Below are 18,130 nucleotides of genomic sequence, written 5' to 3' on the forward strand. Positions count from 1 at the left end.
GGTTATAGCTTTCATCTTCTTCATCAAATTCATATTTTGCATGGGCTTTTGGTGGAGGAGGGGATTTTTTACCAAACAATCCACCTACTATTCCTCCTATTACATTTCCTATGGCTGAACCACCAAACACCACAAACACTGCAGCTATCCAACCTACTGGTCCCAAAGTAAGTAAACTTCCGATAAGTTGAGCTTGCATAACAGAGACAGCTACTGTTCCAACTGCTGAACCTATACTTGCTCCTAAAGCTTCTTCTTTACTATCCCAACCCATTACTTTATTTGCGAAGGCATTTCCTAAATATCCTCCTACTGCTCCTACTACTCCAGCATAAAGGGGATTTACTGCATTACTAGTTGCTCCTGCTGTTGAACCTATTGTTGATGAACTTGAAGAAGCGACAGTAGAAGAAGCAAAAAGTTCTGACACAGCTTGTGAACCATAATAACCAAGTGTATAACTCACTGTAGAATCTACCAATCCACCTACAAGTGTCCCATCCATCCCTAGAATATCTGCTAAAGTATCATTTTTGGCAAAAAAAGATGATATTGCAAATGATACTACTGCTCCTTGAAGTGTATTTTTAAAATCTGCTTCTATATCTTGAAATGCTCCACTACCATTCCCATTTTTACTATCCCAAAATACATATTCACCTACATTTTGTCCGATAACTGTTGTTGAAGTTGAAATAGCTAGTTTTTCTATATTTGAATAGTCATTATTTGCTATGATTATACTTCCTATACTTCCACCTATAGTACTTCCTAATTGTGTTGAAAGTTGTTTCCCCTCTTCTGTTTCAAGAAAAACTCTCTCTTTAATATCAGGTGGAGTATTCGGTTTAAATTTCCCATCTCCTGTTATCCAACTTGCAACATCATCATTCCCTTTTTGTTCCAATACTTCTTTTAATTTATTCATAATACTAGGAGATTTCTCTACAGCTTGAATTACTTCAGCTAAGCTTATATCTTCACCTTTACTAAATCTATCTAAAGCTACTTTTGCATGATATTCATCTTTTGCTTTTTGTTCATTATCATGGTGTCTTACATCTACAACACTATATTCTTCTCCACTACTTGTTTCTTCTTCTGTAATACTTGGGTCATTTGCATTGTTCCAGTCAGATGTATTATCTGTAATAGATTTTATCTTTTCTTCTAACTCTTTATTAAGTTCTTGGAGTTTATCTAATGTTGGGTCATAATCCAATGGTGTTCCACCAGAGTTTATCCACTCTGCTTTTTTTTCTGGACTTAAACTTTCCCAAGCTTCATACTTATTTTGTTGATTATTTGTTATATCTTCTAGCTTATTTAAAAAGTAATTTTTAATTGCAAATACATCATAGTCTTTTGAATCTAAATAATCTAAGACTGCTAATCCCATACCAATAGCTAAAACTCCTCCAGGTAAAGTAGTTCCTGCAACAAGAGAAATAAGTCCTGCTGTACTAGTTCCAATTGCAGTAACATCTTTTATTACATCTATATAATCATTTCTTGTAGCTGTACCATTATCTATTTTATTTACTAAATCTCCAAAGCTAGTAACTATTCCAGCATTTGCTGTGAAAAATTGTACATAATATTTCTGAGGTCCAGGAATCATTCCTAAAAGTTGTAATTTATCTACTAATGATTCAGCATTTTGAATATTACTATTTTCTTGTTTTATAGGTTTATCATCTGGTGTTACTATTACAGGGTCTAATACTGTTGTTGCCATTTATTATTTCTCCTCTCCCTAATTTAAAATATTATTTTTAAAATAATTATTGAAAATATACCTATACAAATTAGTACAATACCTATTTTTAAGAATAATGCCTTACTTACAAATATTCTGATGTATAAGTCAAATTGATAAAACCAATTTAATTTACCTTCTTCATTCATTTTTAAACGCTCTTGTAACACTTCTTCAGAAGATTTTTTTGCAATATATCTATCATCAAAACCTGCATCAACTTTCATATATATTTGAAGCAAAATTAAAAATACTCCTAAAATAATCAATAATAAACCATAATCTTCCATTTTTTATCCTACCTTTTTAAATAATTTATTACTTTTATAATTTAAAGATATCAATACATTACTACATTCCCAAGCTCTAATTTGATAATACATACTTTTATTAAAATTATCATAGTTTATTGTTTTTATATTTTTTGATTTTAAAAAGAAAGTTGTATTAGTTATATATCTAAGTATATAGCTAAAACTTATAAGTACAGTATCTAAAGATTTTAATTTTCTAAAAGTTTTCACTTGTTTCCTTGTATAATTTTAATATTCTAAACCCTATTAAAAAATGATATTAAAAACTTAATTATTTAATATCAATTGTCATTTTGTATATTATATTTTTATTCCTTAAAGTATCTTTATTTTATGATACATTTTTAAATATTTTATTATTACTATAACTTATATTATTTACAGAAAAAGCAAAAAGTTCTGATACAGCTTGTGAACCATAATAACCAAGTGTATAACTCACTGTAGAATCTACCAATACTCCTACAAATATACATCTATCATAGAAGCTTATGAACCTATTCCAATTAAAATACTAGTAGTAATCGCACCTTGTATAAAATTTCTCTTATCGTGGAAATTTCATAACTTTTTCTAGTTCTTTTATAATGTCTTGATGAAATTTATCTATATCTTTATTTTTATCAAGATTTGGAAATGTAATGAAAGCTGAATAACCAGATGTGTTATGATATTCACCTAGTGTAAATTCTTGTGAGTATATTAAATTATCTTTGTTTAAAAATTTTATATCATTAGCATAATTCTTTATATCATCTTTATTCCAATTCTTAGAAATTTCTTCTGTATCGTATAATTCAATTTTAATATCTATTCTACTTGGTGTACAATTTTCATCTAATTTACTGAAGTATCCTTCTGGTTTTATAATTAGAACTTTTTTTGTAGGCTCTATATATTTAATTTTGACATTTCTTTCTTGTAACAATTTTGAAATCAATGTTGTATTTAGAATTTCTTTATCATACTCCTTTCTCATTTGTTTACATTTGTAAGGAGTTGTAGAATATTTACTAAATGTTGTACTATTACTCTCGCTGCCTATAATAGAAACTTCATCTAAAATTTTATAATTTTCTTTTTTAGATATATTATTATATATATTATTTTTAGTTCCACAAGCACTAAATCCTAATGATATAAATAGTAAACTTATCATTATTTTCGTATACATTTTATTTCCTTATTTTAATTCTAATTTATTTAATTCTTGGATAAATTTTGCAAAATTTAGTCTTATTGCTCCTGAATAAGAATGTCTTAGAGATAAATTTGTAAAATGTTCTTGTTCACTCGCTATCTCTTTATCAACAACATAAGCCGTATATTCTAAATATTCTTTTCTAAATTCAGGAGTATTATATAGATCATCATCAACTCCATATAAAGCAGAATCTAAATATTCTTCATTCTTTTCTGTTTTATTATCTTGTTTTCTTGAATATTCTGATTGTATATTAATAGTTTTTATAAGATTATTATCTTTATATACTTTGTAGATACTTTTAGTTTTAACAGTAACTTCAAGAACAAATCCTTCTCTTTCCAAATCCATAGATAATTCTACTTTATAAGGATTTATTGTAGAGTTTTGTGGATAAAACTTATCAAGATTTTCTTGTAAACTATTTTTTATATTTTCTTCTTCAATAACGAATCCTTGGACAGTATAAGTTGGTAAATCATTAAGCAATTTTACATTAGAAACTTCAAAGCTAATATCTTTTTTAGCATTTGTTAAAGTGTCTGGATTTAAAGAAAGAACTTTCCCTTGCATACTATATACAGTACACCCACTAAATACAAAAACTGTAAATACAGTAACAAAAGCTATTTGTAGCAATTTTGCCATTTTTATTTCCTTGATTATTTGCTATAAGAAGTTGAAAATTCCAACTTCTTATTTAATATATAGTTCTATCGTGTCTTTTTGTGCTTTTTTTTCAAAATCTTTTTTATCACCTAGTTCTTTATAAGTTTTTTCTAAAAAGATATTTCCTTTACTAGAGTTTATATCTCCAATAGCTTTTAATGCCATAATCTTATCTTCCCAAGCATATGATGAGTTGTTATATATACTTATCAAATAATCAAGATATTTTTCTCCACCTAGCATTCCTAAAGTAGAAATAGAAGCAAATCTTACATAGTCTGGATAAGTATGTTTAGTATGTTCATATATAAAATCTAATGCCAAAGTATTGTTAGAAAGACCTAGTTTATAAACTGTTAAATAAGTAAGATTATATTTATTTGAAATTTGATTATTTGCTATTGTTATCAATTCTTTTACACTCTCATCATCTAGTTTATAATCAAAAAATATTTTATTTAGTTTAGCTACTATTTCTTGTATGATAATAGATGTAGGCTCGTAATAACAAGGTTCATAGCTTTCAGTTACACTAAGCATAAGCATTTTAGCTCTTTTTACTACAGATACGATATTGTGTTTTTCATTGTCTTTTTCTAAAGATAATTTTACTTTTGTGAAAGTAGTCAATGGAGTAAATCCAGTCGTTTGATGAGAGTTTATTTTAAAACTATTTAGATGAAGATTATTGTCTGAAACTTCATCTTTTTGCAGTTTTATAGGTAGATTTCTTGCTTCAATCTCTCTTTTTAAATTGTTAAATATAAAATCATAACCATTTATATCTTTATTTTGATATTCTAAGAAAAGTACCTTTTCAAATTTTCCTTCTGTTACTTTATCATTTTTAGTATCATTTACTAAATTTAGTTTTATTTCTTTATCACCACTAGTAACTTCAAATTTTTCTTCAGAAGTAGTCACATCTTTCATTGGTATTTTTGTAGTACACCCACTAAATATAGCTATTATAAATAGCAAACTTAAAACCATTTTTTTATACATCTTTTTTCCTTATATATTTTAATGAAACCAATTATTAGTTGCATAACAAAATTATATCAAAAAATTGTCACATTGCTGTCACATTTTTATAATATTTGAAATTTATATTATTTTTAGAAGAAAATAGCTTTATATATAGAGTTTTATTAATTATAATTTATACCATTTAAGGCATAATTAGAACAATTAAACTAAAATAATTGAGTTACTTTGAAAAAAATTTTATTCGTATTTATGATATTTTTATCTTATTTATTTTCAAACTCCATTGATATAAATAAATCTTCAAATAAAGATATTTTAGCTTATTCTGAAATATTCATTGACTACACAAAAGAATTGACAATTAATGAAATATTAAATAATCAAGTTAATTTTTCTGAAATTAAAACATCTATTAAAAGATTTGGTTATTCTCCTGATTTTAAAGTATGGATTAAATTTACATTACAAAATACGAAAGATGAAAATATTTCAAAGATTTTAGAATTTGATGACTCCTTGGTAACAGATATTATTTTATATGAAAATAACACTTTTATAGACAAAGAAGGATTATTAAATACAAATATAGAAAGGAAAACCATAAATCCTATATTTTATATAAATTTAAATAAATATGAAACAAAAACTTACTATATAGAAGCCTCATCAAAAAAAACCTCTTTAACATTAGAGTTAGGACTTTATTCTTTTGATGATTTTTATACAGAAGAGATAATCCATCAAATAATTTTAAGTCTATTTTTTGGAGCAATGATAGTATTGGCGTTGTACAATTTATCTATATATTTTATGATAAAGGACATAAGTTATTTTTATTATGTTGGATATATAGTAACTTTAGTATTTCATCACTTACTTTATGTTGGGTTTGCAAATTTATATATTTTCAATTCATCTTTTATGGAACATATAGTTAATTATGCAGCAATTTTTATAGCTTTACCTGTTTTGTTTTTATCACTTTTCTCAAAGTCATTTCTTCAAACATCTCAATATTATAAAATAAATTTAACCTTAAATATTTTCATAGGATTATTGGTTCTATCAGTTATATTTTTTATCTTCACTAATTACTTTGAGAAATATAGAAATGTTATTCCAATATCAGTTATGATTTATCTATTTTTTATAACTTTGTACTCTGTAATCAAAAAAAATAGCCAAGCAAAATTAATATTATTTGGTTGGGCTGCCATCCTTTTTGGTGGATTGATTATGTACCTATCAAGTGCAGGGATAATAAATGTTGATTTATCGTCATATTATGTTGTTGAAATCTCTTTCGTATTGGAAGCTTTAGTATTTTCTGTTGCTCTTGCAAATAGAATAAAAAAATTACAAGATGAAAAGGACAAAATACAAATCAAATTAATTGCTGAACAAAAAGACATCCAAATTAAACTAAATAATCTTGTTAGTACAAAGACTAATAATCTACAAATTGCTCTTGAAGAAAAAGAGATATTGTTAAAAGAATTAAATCATAGAGTTAAAAATAATATGCAAACAATAATTTCTTTGATTAGACTACAAAATGACGAAATAAATGATTCAGAAATAAATAGACTTTTAACAACTATTCAAAATAGAATCAGTGCTATGAGTCATCTACATGAGCTTCTTTATCAAAAAGACACTATTACATTTATAGATGCAAATGAATACTTTGAAAGGATTATTTTTGAAATACAACAAAGTTTTGAAAATAATATTGAAGTTGAATACAACATAAATTGTACTTTAAGTTCCGAATCTGCTATTTATTGTGGATTAGTAGTAAATGAACTATTAACTAATAGTTTTAAACATGCATTCAATAAGGATGAAGCAGGAATAATATCAATAAGTTTTTTCAAAAAAGATGAAGAATATTATCTTATTTATAGTGATAATGGAAAAGGATATGACCCAACTATCAAAAAAAGTTCATTGGGATTAATACTAATTGAAACGCTGACAAAAAAACAATTAAAAGCACAATTAAACATAATTAGCAATGATGGTGTAAAAGTAGAAATTACGTGGAAAGACTAATTTTGTGACACAAATGTGATTATATTACTGTAATATACCTATAAAAAATTTGGAAATTTAAAATATGACAAAAATATTGATTGTTGAAGATGAAACTATTGTTGCACTTGATACAAAAAGCACTTTAATTAAATTAGGTTATGAAATAACTGATATTGTGACTAATTATGATGAAGCAATATCTTCTTTTTTAAGCAATAAACCTGATATTGTATTAATGGATATTTTTCTAAAAAATAGTCTTAGTGGTATAGAAATTTCAAAAAAAATAAATGAAATAAAAACTACTCCTATTATATTTATGAGTGCTTATTGTGATGATGAAACATTGTCACAAGCTGCTAAAATTGAACCTTTTGGTTATTTAGTAAAACCTTTTAATCGTAATGATTTAAAAAGTACTATGAATATAGTTGTATATAAACTACAAAAAAAACATATAAATCATAATTTAGTTGATGGAAAATTTAAAATCTCTGATGGTTACTATTATAGTTTGGATGGTTATCTAAAAATATTCTATGAAAATCAAGAAATTGAATTAACAAAAAATGAAAGATTATTTTTAGAAGTTCTTATAAAAGCAAAAGGAGAACTTGTTACATTTTCGGATATTGAGCATTTTATCTGGTCTAATAAAACAGTATCAAGTAGTACTTTAAGAACTCTTATATATAGACTTAGAAGTAAATTAAATCATAAATTAATTGAAACTATCAGTTCTTTAGGATGTAAAATAAAGATATAATGATTTTTTTAAAATATAAAATTTATTTCATAGCAGACAATATTTTGTACTCTTCCAAAGCAAAGTCATCAGTCATCCCACTAATATAGTCAATTATCAGTCTAACTCTATAATAATATTCTAAAATATTGAACTCTTCAATATTATCAATATTAAGTTTTTCAACATCATTTTTATAAGCTACTATTTGTTTAGAAGATACTCTTTTTATCAATCTTTTTGATATAAAACAATCTATTTTTTCATCTTTTAAAAGTTTTGAAAAATCTTCATTTTTTAAGTCTAAAAGTGGTTTATACATATCAAACAAAGAGTTGATAATTGTATAAGCTTGAAGCTCCAAAGTTTGAACTTCTTTATTTTGATAGATATATTTTATTGAAATATCTTGTAAAACTTTCAAAGCTTTATAATATTTACTTTGTTTATCATACTCCAAAAGTGCGTGATTGAAACTTCCTTCAAAGATAGCTTGATGATTTTGTACAAATACACTCGAAACATGTCTTACAAAACTAGTAACCAGTCCAACTCTTAAGAATGTAAAAAACATATTAAATTGATATGGTTCATCATCTTTTTTTGCTTTTTCATACTGTTTTTCTATGATTTCCAATAAAAACTCTTCATTTTGTTTTTTACACTCTGTTTTGATGATATTATAAACTTCATCTAAAGACAAAATTCCTTTTTCAACACTATCTTCTAAATCAGCTGTTAAATATGAGATATCATCGGCTGCTTCCATAATATAAGTTATTGGAAATCTATGTCCTACTTCTATTTTTAGTCTATCTTGTATTTTTTCAACTAACTCTTTTTCACTATAATAAAATCCTGGTTTTTTCTTCAAATATGATAAATTATCTTCTTTTAAAGGTTTTTCTTCAAAAGCACCTCTTGTATATTTTAAAACAGCAATTATTTGAAAATATGAAAGATTTAATCTTTGAAGTTTTGTAATAATCCTTATAGCTTGGGCATTTCCATCATAGTTACAAATATCTTTAGATATTAATTTTTTCAATTCTTTAGCTTCTTGTGTTGTTGATTCAAGTCTATCTAAAATCGGTAAAATATTTATCTTTATCCATTTATTTATAGTCTCTTCTGCAAAATGCCCAAAAGGTGGATTTCCTATATCATGAATCAAACTTGTCATTTCAGAAGTTGATATAAAAGCATTTTCTAAACCATCTAATCCATAAGTTTCCAATTTCTCTTTTTTCAACTCATCTAAAATAGTTCTAGCAATATATCTTGCATTTTGTCCAACTTCAAGTGAGTGTGTAAGTCGTGAACGAATAGAAGCATTTAATTCCAAAGCAAAAACTTGAGTTCTTTTTTGAAGTCTTCTAAAAGCTGATGAAGATAAAATACGTCCTCTATCACTTTCAACTGTTATTTCTATATCTTTTGATGGATAAAACTCTCTATCTAAAGTAAATTTTTCTTTATAATTTATCATATATCATCTCTTTTATATAAAAGTTTATTCTAGTATCTTATCAAAAATATCTACTATACTTTCATCTATTTTGCCATTTTTAGCTTCATTTTTCATAATTTCTATTGTTTCTTTATGAGAAAAACTATCTCTATAATCTTTTTTCTCTCTTAAAGCACTATAAATCACCAAAGAAATAAGCAATCTATCTTTAAAACTCAAATCTTTTGCACTTAAACCAAAAGTTCCACTGCCATCAAGTCTTTCTTGAACTTTAAAACTAAGATTACAAATATCAGCAAATCCCATAATAGAGTTTAATACTCTTTTTGTGTGATATGGATATGATTTTATTATCTCTTTTTCTTCATAAGTTAAAGGCTCGATTTTCTCCAAAATCTCTTTTGGAATATATAATTTTCCTATGTTTTGTAGAGATATTGCTATTAAAAAAATTTGTTTATCTTTATGTTCAAATTCAAAATAATCTGTGATTATTGAAGCATATTTTAAAATCTTTGAATTTAGATTTTGGAATTTATGGAATATTGTAGTCATATTTAAAATATCTTCAAAATCTAAAACTTTTGTAAAATCACTCAAATTTGAATAAATAAACATCACTATTTCACTTTCATTTTCTAAATCAAGCCAAAATGAAAGTTTATTTGAAATTTTACAAAATTTTTCTATCAAATCTTTACTATAAATATCCTCATTATTTTTTATATACTCTAGACATTCAACTCTTTGTTTTATACTATTTTTATGAAAATCAAATCTTTTACAAATATCATTTGAAAGTTTTACAATATCTTGAAAAACTTTATCTTCGAAATATGCTTTATCTATAAAATCAAATTTTTTTATATCATCTTTTGAAAGATTTGCTATCAATGAATATGAACATAAATCAGCTAGTTTTTTGGCTTCTAAACTATATTCTAAAGCTAAATTCAAAGCGATGTATGAAGTTTTTTTACTATCCAATATTTCGCTAAAAGATAGTAGAAAATTGTTTAAATTAAATGCCATCTGTTTTTTTTTATCCATTTTATCCTCATTTCAAATTACTTATATAGAATAGATATTATAATATAATTTTTAATTATACTAAAGGAGAATTTTATGTTGAAAAAAGTTGCTTTTTCACTAATTCTTTGCTCTTTTGCTTTTGGGTTTGATTATAACTTAAAACCGCAAAAAGTGAGTAAAGATATCTGGTGTTTTTTTGGAAAAACTGAAGTTCCATCAAAAGAAAATGGTGGATTTATGGCAAATTCTTGCTATATAAATGCAAAGGATAGCTATGTTTTAATCGATAGTGGTACAAGCTACAATTTTGCAAAACAAGCATATGAAGCTATGCAACAAATAGCAAAATTACCTGTTAGCAATATAATAATCACTCATGAACATGATGACCATTGGATGGGAAATAGTTTTTATAAAGATAAATTTAATAGCACAATTTATGCTCCAAAATCAATAAATGAGAACTATGATGAAAAATCTCGTCCTAGAATTTTTGATATTTTAGATGCAAAAGATTTGGAAAATACAAAGATTATAAAAGCAGATATTTTAGTAAGTGATGAAAAAACATTAAAAATAGGCAATAAAGAGATAAAAATCATACCAACAAAAATAACTGCTCATACAAATGATGATTTATTAGTTTATCTCCCAAATGAAAAAGTAATATTTACTGGCGATGTAATTATGAATGAAAGAATTACATCAAATAGAGATGGTTCTGTAATAGGCACTTTAAAAACTATTGATTTTATAGAAAATCTTGATTGGAATATTTTGATAGCAGGACACGGACATATAACAGATAAAATGGCACTAGAACATACAAAAAAATATTTTACTCTTTTAAAAACAAGAGTTTTAGAAGCTATCGATGCTGGAGTAACAGCGCAAGAGATTGCAAAAATTGTAACAATGGATGATTTTAAAGATATTGCTATGTTTGATGAATTAAATAGTAGAAATGTTTTTGACGCTTTTACAGAGCTAGAATTTTATGATGAAGAATAAAGAAGAGTAGAAAATTCTACTCTTCAACTAGTTCAACTATAGCATTTTTAGATTCACTTGTCATATCTAAATCAAGATGGACTCCATCTTTAACCTCAACTAAATTTACATCTAAGCCTTTTAATTTTGCCAGATTATAAAAATCTATTGTCATTTGTGGAGTTGAAATATCATCTGCTGTTCCATAAACCAAAACTATTTTAGTATTTTTTGAAATATTATCTATCACATCAATAGCTGAAATAAGATTTTTATCATCACTTTTTTGATGAATATCGTAAATTCCACCAACACACACTAAATTATCAACTAAATCTGACTTTAAGCCAATAAGTGTTGAACTCATCAAACACCCTGCACTATGACCTATTAAATTTATTTTTGAAGCACTATATTTTTCTTTTAAAGCTTCCACCAAACTAGCTAAAAAACCTATATATTCTTTTGTAGCAGCCAAATTCTTAACTTTTTTATTTCCAATAGAAAGAAGCTTATTTGATGAGCTTTGTGAGTATCCTGGAAGTGCAATAGCAATAGTAGAAATATCACTCATCATTGCTATATCTTCTGCAAAAGGCGAATATCTAGCTAAAGTATCACTTCCTTCATCCCATGTTCCATGAATAATAATATTTAAAGAATCTCCATCTGCATCAAATTTTTTATAATTTATACACTCATTTTGTACAAATATAAATCCTTCACCTTTTTTACTGCAATCATCTTTTGTAATATTTGCTAAAAGTGAACTAGCAAAAAATAGTGATAAAACTAAAAATTTCTTAAACATTTTCTCTCCTTTTATTTAATTAATACGCTGTAATACCTATATATCCATCAACTTGCAGTTCTATAACTTCTACAATTCCAGCTTGTACAAAACTCATACCATCAATAAAATCTTCGTCTTTCCAACCCATACTATCCATAGTATTTCTACATCCTATGAACTCCACATCATATTCCATTAATGATTTTATTCTGTCTAGTGTTGTTTTATCATAGTCATTTTTAAATACTCTCATACCTTTTCCATAAGCAACAACAACTATTTTTAAACTTTCCGCTGGATACTCTTTTAAAATATTGTACATAGAACCAACTGTTGCTTTTACAGTATCCAAATCATTTACATATAAAGAGTAAACAACTTTTCGTGGGTTTTCAAAGCTTGGTTGTGGATTACTAAAAGTACTTGCTCCAAATGAATAAATAGCAAATATACAAATTATTAGTAGTTTCTTCATATCTTATCCTTTTAAATAAATTTTAGTATCTTTTGATACAACACCACTTTTTAAAATTCTACAATAAACTCCCCTATGTCCTTTTAATAATTTTGGTAAGTTTTCATCAAAAATACTTAAATGATTACAAACGGTACAAATTTGAGTAATTTCTATGATACTATTTTCTATTTGTAGATTAACTCCAACTTCAAAATCATGTGGGTCAAAATCTAATAAAATATTTTCTCCCAAACTTCCAAACTCTAAATCAATTCCATAATTTTTTGCTATTTCATAAGATTTTAATCCCACAATCATAACTGTTTGATCAAGATTTTTCAAAGCAAATTTATCAAACTCTATTCCATAATCTTTGATTAAATTCAATTTTTCAACTTTTGGTCGTGGTAAAGAAGAAATAGAATCTTTTTTAGCACTAAAAACTTCTAAAACTTGTCCTATTTCTAACACTATTTATTCTCTTGCAAAATTTTAGTAAAATCTTCTAATGTCCATGAACCAACATATTGTTTTGAAAAAGTTGCATTTTTATCTACAAAAAAGAAACTAGGAGTTATTTTTTTATACTCTTTTTGTAAATTAAATGGTAAAGAAACATTATCCATATCAACTTCTATAAAAATATAGTTTTTATCAAGCAAAGTTTTAACTTCACCTTTTGGAAACACTTCTTTATCCATTCTTTTACAGAAAAAACAAGTTTTTGAAGTAGCATAAACTATGATTTTTTTATTTTCTTTGTTTGCAATTTTTAGATATTTTTCTTCATCTTCAGGCGATAAAAAAGGTTTTTTTTGAGTAATTTCTTCTTTAAAATTATCCTTATATTCTAAAAAATAGTAACTAAGATTTGTATAGTCATCTTCGCTTAATTTACCTTTCATACTATCTTTATTGTCATAGTAACCTAAAACATTTTCATCACAAATTGAATTAAATCTATCTGGATTTTCCAAATAATCTTTTAAAAATTTTTCTATTTGTATTTGTTGAAAATCTGGTTCATTTGGATCTCCTATCTTTTTAGAACTATCCATCATAGCCCAAACTATCATATTTGCACTTGGAGCTTTTAAATTTAATAAGCTATTGTTTTTCTCAAAAAAATTCTCTTTGATAAGATTTAAAGATATATACTCTTTATGGCAAGTTGCACATTTTTGTACAAAAACCTCTCTACCATCTTCAAAAGATGAAAAAAGAGTTGAAATACTTAATAAAATCAAAAATAAAACTTTCATATTTTTATATAATCCCTGGATTCCCTTTAACTCCAACAATATCAGGAGTATCAACTTTTAGGTTACTTATATGTTTTACATTTTTCAAATATGTTTCAACAGTTTCCCAAACTGGTTCTCCTTCACTTTGAGCACCAACAGTTGACCAACCAGCAACTTTATAAGATTTATTTGCATCTAGTTTTTCACCAGTTTTTGTTAATACAATTTCAGAAATTCTACTTCCTATTTTTGCTTTTGGATCTATTTTATATGAAATCCCACCTGTTCTTACCATATCACCACCTTGTTGGTAAAATGGGTCTTCATTAAACAAGTTATCAGCAACATCTTCTAAAATATCTTTAATATCACTACCTTTAATATCCCTTGCATAGGTTTCAGGATATGTCATCGCTGTTTGAGTCATTAAATCATCAAAAGTTATAGTTTGACCAGCTATTACAGAAGTTCCCCATCTAAATCCAGGACTTAGCGAAATTTGTGCTTCTTTAACTTCTAAAAGAGCATCACATATAATTTGATCCCAAGAACCATTGAAGTTTCCTCTTCTAAATAGAGTCTCTTCCGTTGTAGCTATTGGTCTTGTTAATTCTTTTATAAATGGTAATCTTACATCTTCAATATATTTTTTCATCTGTTTATCTTCAGGAACTAAATCAGAGAAAATAGGAAGAAGTGTAAATTTAAAATCTTTTATTTTTCCATTTTGAATATCTAAATCCAATACATTTAAGAATTTTCCATTACTTCCAGCATTGCAAACATAAGTTACACCATCTGCATTTTTAACTGGTACTGCTTCAGGAACACCATCGTGAGTATGTCCACCCATAATAAAATCTATTCCAGTAACAATTTCTGCCATTTTTTTATCTGTATCAAAACCATTGTGAGATAAAACAATAACTGCATCTGGTTTCTCTTCTTCTCTTATAGTATTAACAAGATCTTGCATAGTATCATCATATATACCAAAACTCCAATCAGGAATAAATCTTTGTGGATTTGCAATAGTTGTATATGGAAATGCTTGTCCGATAATAGCAACTCTAGCATTTCCCATTTTTTTAATAGTATATGGTTTAAATGCTAATCCACTATCTTCATCATATGCTTCAACTCCATTCATCAAAGAATCTTCTTTAACAAAGATATTTTGTGCTAGAAATTCTGCATTAAGCTCTTTTATATTTTCTAAAATTTCTTCAGCTTTATATGTAAACTCCCAGTGTCCAACACAAACATCAACACCAAGCAAATTTAAAGCACCAACCATATCTTTTCCTCTAGTCCATAAAGATGTTGCACTTCCTTGCCAAGTATCTCCACCATCTAAAAATAGAGTTTTATCTTTTCCAAAACTATCTCTTAAAAAATCAACAACTGTTTTAATTTGAGAAAAACCACCAGTTCGTCCCATAACTTTTGCATGTTCTTCAAAATTTACACATGAATAAGCATATTCAAGTCGTTTATTACCTTTTATTCCATAATGTTCTAAAAATTTTTCTCCAACAATATGTGGAGTTTTTCCTAAATTTCCAAATAGACCTAAATTTACGCTAGGTTCTCTAAAATATACAGGAAGTAATTGAGCGTGAGAATCTGTCATATGTAAAAATCTAGCATTTCCAAATGGTTTTAATTTATAATAATCTTCAAGTTTTTTTGAAGTTTCTACCATTCGAGTATGGGAATTTGCAAATACTGGTGCTGCACCTAAAACTGCCATCATATAAACAAATTCTCTTCTACTTAATTTACTCATTTTATATCCTTTCATTATAAATAAAAAAAGCCAAGATAAAATCTTGACTTTTTTAAATAGATACTTTTAAAATTTAATACTTATATCCATCACTTGGACTAGCTAATTTCCAAGTTTTCTTTGATTGTTCTTTTTGTGTTAAAGCACTAATACCAAAGCTACACGCTCTCCAAGCTGCAAATTCAATAGAAACTTTTTCTCCAGTTGGTTTAGCTTTTTCATCAACTAACTCTATCTCTTTTGAACCATTTTTTAAAGCATCTTGAACTGATTGAATATATTGACTAGCTTTCATTCCAAATCTCATAAATTCAACTTTTTCTTTAATGGCTATTTCATTATACTTTGTAGCTGTTTGTATCACTTTTTCTATACCATTAGATTTTACATCACACTCTTTTTTTACATCAAGATGAGAATAACTATCTGAGAATAAAGAAACTGAAAACAAAGCTGTAACTAAAGATATTTTTAAAATTTTATTCATCTTTTATCCTTTATTTTCTTACATCAGGTCCATCAACTGGTAAACCATTTGACATATAAGCTAAGAAGTAAAGAAGTTCTATCATCTCTTGACTCTCATCTTTTGGTGGAACTTGTCCTTGATCAACAACACAACCAGATATTCTTCTTTCTAAAGTACCTATTTCATCCCATTTAAGTCTATAAACAGGGAAATGTGTTACTTGTCCAACTAAAGGAGAAAGTATCTCATTTCTAACTCTTTTTCCTGCTCCATCAACATGGCAATTAGAACAAGCTAGTTTTAAATAACCTCTTTGAGTATAATAATATTCTTTCCCTCTTTCATAAGCATCTTTTTGTGCTTGACTTTCTATTTTAATATCAAAAATTTTACCAGCTTCTTTGCTTTCATTTAAAAAATATGCTTGAAACTCTGCCATAGAACCTTTTCTAGTTCCCCACTCTTTTTCTCCATTTGACCTTAAACAGTCATTAATTGCCGAAGTTAAAGAAACCATCTTTTTTGTTTTCTCATCATAGTATGGGAATGTACCAGCAATCGTTAAATCAGGAAAACATGTTTGTAGTGAATTACCATTTAAAAAAGGTTTTGTGTAGAGTTCTTCTCCTTTTTCGATAGCATCTTCATAAGGTGGCATCTCTTTTAATTCATCATATTGAAATTTTGCATCTTTTGCATAAGCATAACTTCCAATATTAAAATCCAAAAATTTCAAATTTTTTTCATACTTTGTTTCTAGTTCTTGAGCATCAGAATATGGAAAAAATCTAGCTTGGTTTTTTGCTGCATCTTCAAACTTTGCCTCAAAATATTTAATCATTTCAAGTCTATCTTTCTCTGCTTCTTTATTAAAATTTGAAGCATTTAAAGATATAGTTGAAATAACTAAAAAAGCTATTGTTGTAACTATTTTAGAAAACATCTTCTCTCCTTTATTGAATCAAGTAGTTAAAACTACTTGATTTTTTCACTACTTGTATCAGTATTACCTTTTAAATCTTTCCAAGTCATTTCAACAGTATCTCCAACTTTTGCTCCCGTAAATGAGAATTTAAAGTATGGATCTTTTGATAAAAATTGACTTGAACTTACTTCATAAACAACTTTATCTCCAACTTTTGCAACTAAATAAGTAATAAAATTCGCCTCTTTTTTTGCTCTTTGTGCTTCTTGATAACTTAACATTTCATGACTTGCCAAAGCTTTTACTTCACAAACACCATTTTTATCTATTTTTGCTTTTATTTTTGTAGTTCCTGACATACTATATCCTTTTTAATTTATTTATATTTTTAATTCTTTATTTTTTATGATGATAAAATCAACCACCACAACCACCAAGTGTAACTTTAATCTCTTTAGTTGCAGAGTGTAATTTCCCATCAACTTCTGCAATAACAGTAACTTTCCCTGTTTGAGCCATTTTAATTCTAAATGCATAATCTAAAACCATACTATCATTTACAGTAAATACTGCAACTGTACTTTCAGGATTTGCATCTTGGAATACTGCAATTTTTGAAGCTTTTAATTTTGTATCAAATGATATAGGCACAACTGCTCCATTTTCTGCAATTTCTGGTGCTTTTAAGTTAATACCACTTTCAGTTGTAGCAGTTGTTCCAAAAAGCTCTTTTATTGCTTCATCAACTTTTGTAGCAGTCCAAGCTTTTGGCTTGCTTGCTCTAAAATCTTCTGCACTCAAATTTGTAGTTGCAATTGCAACAGCACTTAAACCTATTCCTAAAAATTTTCTTCTATCTAACATAATTCATCCTTTATTTTAATTTATTGTTTTTATATATGCAACAACAGCTTTAATCTCATCATCACTTAACCAACCATTTCTTCCAAAAGCTGGCATTGAAGTAGTTGGATTTGTCGTTGATGGATCAAAAATTTTGTCATATAAAACTTCCTGCGGCCACAAAGCTAAAAATTGTAGTTTTGGTCCCATATTTCCTGGTCCATCAAGTTCTTTACCATTTGCATCATGACATGCCAAACAATTTCCTTTAGTATTTGTATTAAAAATTTCTTCTCCCTTTTTAATCAAATCACTATCCAAAGCAAAGCTATTTAAAGCTAAAAAAGAACTTATTGATAAAACAGTTACATATTTTTTGATTAATGTCATTTGAAATCC

22 protein-coding genes are annotated in these 18,130 nt (G+C 26.6%); 3 read left to right on the plus strand and 19 right to left on the minus strand.

What is annotated here, in order from left to right; all coding sequences use genetic code 11:
• The 7 genes from CRU91_RS09555 to CRU91_RS09580 form a co-directional block, all read right to left on the minus strand.
• On the minus strand, positions 1–1,738 hold a 1,738-nt coding region (locus CRU91_RS09555; protein ID WP_222718449.1), incomplete at its 3' end, for a hypothetical protein.
• 23 nt (positions 1,739–1,761) lie between these two features.
• On the minus strand, positions 1,762–2,049 hold the full coding sequence (locus CRU91_RS09560; RefSeq protein WP_113895001.1) for a hypothetical protein: 288 nt from the start codon (positions 2,047–2,049) through the stop codon (positions 1,762–1,764).
• Positions 2,050–2,052: 3 nt separating this feature from the next.
• The gene (locus CRU91_RS09565) at positions 2,053–2,283 is read right to left on the minus strand and encodes a hypothetical protein (RefSeq protein WP_113895002.1); all 231 of its coding nucleotides are present in this window, start codon (positions 2,281–2,283) and stop codon (positions 2,053–2,055) included.
• A 121-nt stretch (positions 2,284–2,404) separates the two neighbouring features.
• Entirely contained in the window at positions 2,405–2,530 is a 126-nt protein-coding gene (locus CRU91_RS12490) for a hypothetical protein (protein ID WP_257118529.1), read from the minus strand.
• Positions 2,531–2,620: 90 nt separating this feature from the next.
• The gene (locus CRU91_RS09570) at positions 2,621–3,247 is read right to left on the minus strand and encodes a hypothetical protein (RefSeq protein ID WP_113895003.1); all 627 of its coding nucleotides are present in this window, start codon (positions 3,245–3,247) and stop codon (positions 2,621–2,623) included.
• Between the two features lie 9 nt (positions 3,248–3,256).
• On the minus strand, positions 3,257–3,925 hold the full coding sequence (locus CRU91_RS09575; RefSeq protein ID WP_113895004.1) for a hypothetical protein: 669 nt from the start codon (positions 3,923–3,925) through the stop codon (positions 3,257–3,259).
• Between the two features lie 48 nt (positions 3,926–3,973).
• Complete coding sequence (locus CRU91_RS09580) at positions 3,974–4,951, minus strand: hypothetical protein (protein WP_113895005.1); 978 nt, start codon at positions 4,949–4,951, stop codon at positions 3,974–3,976.
• Between the two features lie 210 nt (positions 4,952–5,161).
• Here CRU91_RS09580 and CRU91_RS09585 point away from each other — a divergent pair, with 210 nt between their 5' ends.
• Positions 5,162–6,991, plus strand: coding sequence for a 7TM diverse intracellular signaling domain-containing protein (locus tag CRU91_RS09585; protein WP_113895006.1), 1,830 nt, complete (start codon positions 5,162–5,164; stop codon positions 6,989–6,991).
• A gap of 64 nt (positions 6,992–7,055) precedes the next feature.
• Positions 7,056–7,739, plus strand: a complete 684-nt coding sequence (locus tag CRU91_RS09590) for a response regulator (protein WP_113895007.1) — start codon at positions 7,056–7,058, stop codon at positions 7,737–7,739.
• Positions 7,740–7,761: 22 nt separating this feature from the next.
• On the opposite strand, the gene dgt is transcribed toward CRU91_RS09590, so the two are convergent.
• Together dgt and CRU91_RS09600 are read right to left on the minus strand one after the other, a co-directional pair.
• Positions 7,762–9,207, minus strand: coding sequence for a dGTPase (gene dgt, locus CRU91_RS09595; RefSeq protein WP_113895008.1), 1,446 nt, complete (start codon positions 9,205–9,207; stop codon positions 7,762–7,764).
• 24 nt (positions 9,208–9,231) lie between these two features.
• Positions 9,232–10,239: an HD-GYP domain-containing protein gene (locus CRU91_RS09600; protein ID WP_113895009.1), complete on the minus strand. Its 1,008-nt coding sequence runs from the start codon at positions 10,237–10,239 to the stop codon at positions 9,232–9,234.
• A 75-nt stretch (positions 10,240–10,314) separates the two neighbouring features.
• On the opposite strand from CRU91_RS09600, the gene CRU91_RS09605 reads away from it, so the two are divergent.
• Complete coding sequence (locus tag CRU91_RS09605) at positions 10,315–11,232, plus strand: MBL fold metallo-hydrolase (RefSeq protein WP_113895010.1); 918 nt, start codon at positions 10,315–10,317, stop codon at positions 11,230–11,232.
• A gap of 16 nt (positions 11,233–11,248) precedes the next feature.
• Here CRU91_RS09605 and CRU91_RS09610 read toward each other — a convergent pair whose 3' ends face one another.
• The 10 genes from CRU91_RS09610 to soxX all read right to left on the minus strand — a co-directional run bounded on the left by CRU91_RS09610 (position 11,249) and on the right by soxX (position 18,121).
• Complete coding sequence (locus CRU91_RS09610) at positions 11,249–12,022, minus strand: alpha/beta hydrolase family protein (protein ID WP_113895011.1); 774 nt, start codon at positions 12,020–12,022, stop codon at positions 11,249–11,251.
• A gap of 19 nt (positions 12,023–12,041) precedes the next feature.
• Positions 12,042–12,479, minus strand: coding sequence for a DsrE family protein (locus CRU91_RS09615; RefSeq protein ID WP_113895012.1), 438 nt, complete (start codon positions 12,477–12,479; stop codon positions 12,042–12,044).
• 3 nt (positions 12,480–12,482) lie between these two features.
• The gene (locus tag CRU91_RS09620; protein WP_113895013.1) at positions 12,483–12,932 is read right to left on the minus strand and encodes an MOSC domain-containing protein; all 450 of its coding nucleotides are present in this window, start codon (positions 12,930–12,932) and stop codon (positions 12,483–12,485) included.
• A complete protein-coding gene (locus tag CRU91_RS09625; RefSeq protein WP_113895014.1) occupies positions 12,932–13,723 on the minus strand; it encodes a thioredoxin family protein in 792 nt (263 codons plus the stop codon). The genes CRU91_RS09620 and CRU91_RS09625 overlap by 1 nt, the downstream gene beginning before the upstream one ends.
• 4 nt (positions 13,724–13,727) lie before the next feature.
• Positions 13,728–15,494, minus strand: coding sequence for a thiosulfohydrolase SoxB (gene soxB / locus CRU91_RS09630; RefSeq protein ID WP_113895015.1), 1,767 nt, complete (start codon positions 15,492–15,494; stop codon positions 13,728–13,730).
• A 73-nt stretch (positions 15,495–15,567) separates the two neighbouring features.
• Positions 15,568–15,981 carry a hypothetical protein gene (locus tag CRU91_RS09635; protein ID WP_113895016.1) on the minus strand — a complete coding sequence of 138 codons (414 nt, stop codon included), beginning with the start codon at positions 15,979–15,981 and terminating at the stop codon, positions 15,568–15,570.
• Between the two features lie 10 nt (positions 15,982–15,991).
• Positions 15,992–16,906, minus strand: a complete 915-nt coding sequence (gene soxA, locus CRU91_RS09640; RefSeq protein WP_113895017.1) for a sulfur oxidation c-type cytochrome SoxA — start codon at positions 16,904–16,906, stop codon at positions 15,992–15,994.
• 32 nt (positions 16,907–16,938) lie between these two features.
• Positions 16,939–17,247 (minus strand): thiosulfate oxidation carrier complex protein SoxZ, encoded by a 309-nt coding sequence (soxZ, locus tag CRU91_RS09645; protein WP_113895018.1) that lies wholly within the window; start codon positions 17,245–17,247, stop codon positions 16,939–16,941.
• A 58-nt stretch (positions 17,248–17,305) separates the two neighbouring features.
• Entirely contained in the window at positions 17,306–17,752 is a 447-nt protein-coding gene (gene soxY, locus CRU91_RS09650) for a thiosulfate oxidation carrier protein SoxY (RefSeq protein ID WP_113895019.1), read from the minus strand.
• 15 nt (positions 17,753–17,767) lie between these two features.
• On the minus strand, positions 17,768–18,121 hold the full coding sequence (soxX, locus tag CRU91_RS09655; protein WP_113895020.1) for a sulfur oxidation c-type cytochrome SoxX: 354 nt from the start codon (positions 18,119–18,121) through the stop codon (positions 17,768–17,770).
• Positions 18,122–18,130 lie beyond the last annotated feature (9 nt).

The sequence above is a fragment of the Aliarcobacter vitoriensis genome (assembly GCF_003316695.1).
Taxonomy (GTDB): Bacteria; Campylobacterota; Campylobacteria; order Campylobacterales; family Arcobacteraceae; genus Aliarcobacter; species Aliarcobacter vitoriensis.

Bases quoted from the DNA above. Each gene is read 5' to 3' on its own strand.
- CRU91_RS09560 (WP_113895001.1), bottom strand. From the start codon at position 2,049: ATGGAAGATTATGGTTTATTATTGATTATTTTAGGAGTATTTTTAATT.
- CRU91_RS09570 (WP_113895003.1), bottom strand. From the start codon at position 3,247: ATGTATACGAAAATAATGATAAGTTTACTATTTATATCATTAGGATTT.
- CRU91_RS09575 (WP_113895004.1), bottom strand. From the start codon at position 3,925: ATGGCAAAATTGCTACAAATAGCTTTTGTTACTGTATTTACAGTTTTT.
- CRU91_RS09580 (WP_113895005.1), bottom strand. From the start codon at position 4,951: ATGTATAAAAAAATGGTTTTAAGTTTGCTATTTATAATAGCTATATTT.
- CRU91_RS09590 (WP_113895007.1), top strand. From the start codon at position 7,056: ATGACAAAAATATTGATTGTTGAAGATGAAACTATTGTTGCACTTGAT.
- dgt (WP_113895008.1), bottom strand. From the start codon at position 9,207: ATGATAAATTATAAAGAAAAATTTACTTTAGATAGAGAGTTTTATCCA.
- CRU91_RS09600 (WP_113895009.1), bottom strand. From the start codon at position 10,239: ATGGATAAAAAAAAACAGATGGCATTTAATTTAAACAATTTTCTACTA.
- CRU91_RS09605 (WP_113895010.1), top strand. From the start codon at position 10,315: ATGTTGAAAAAAGTTGCTTTTTCACTAATTCTTTGCTCTTTTGCTTTT.
- CRU91_RS09610 (WP_113895011.1), bottom strand. From the start codon at position 12,022: ATGTTTAAGAAATTTTTAGTTTTATCACTATTTTTTGCTAGTTCACTT.
- CRU91_RS09615 (WP_113895012.1), bottom strand. From the start codon at position 12,479: ATGAAGAAACTACTAATAATTTGTATATTTGCTATTTATTCATTTGGA.
- CRU91_RS09625 (WP_113895014.1), bottom strand. From the start codon at position 13,723: ATGAAAGTTTTATTTTTGATTTTATTAAGTATTTCAACTCTTTTTTCA.
- soxB (WP_113895015.1), bottom strand. From the start codon at position 15,494: ATGAGTAAATTAAGTAGAAGAGAATTTGTTTATATGATGGCAGTTTTA.
- CRU91_RS09635 (WP_113895016.1), bottom strand. From the start codon at position 15,981: ATGAATAAAATTTTAAAAATATCTTTAGTTACAGCTTTGTTTTCAGTT.
- soxA (WP_113895017.1), bottom strand. From the start codon at position 16,906: ATGTTTTCTAAAATAGTTACAACAATAGCTTTTTTAGTTATTTCAACT.
- soxZ (WP_113895018.1), bottom strand. From the start codon at position 17,247: ATGTCAGGAACTACAAAAATAAAAGCAAAAATAGATAAAAATGGTGTT.
- soxY (WP_113895019.1), bottom strand. From the start codon at position 17,752: ATGTTAGATAGAAGAAAATTTTTAGGAATAGGTTTAAGTGCTGTTGCA.
- soxX (WP_113895020.1), bottom strand. From the start codon at position 18,121: ATGACATTAATCAAAAAATATGTAACTGTTTTATCAATAAGTTCTTTT.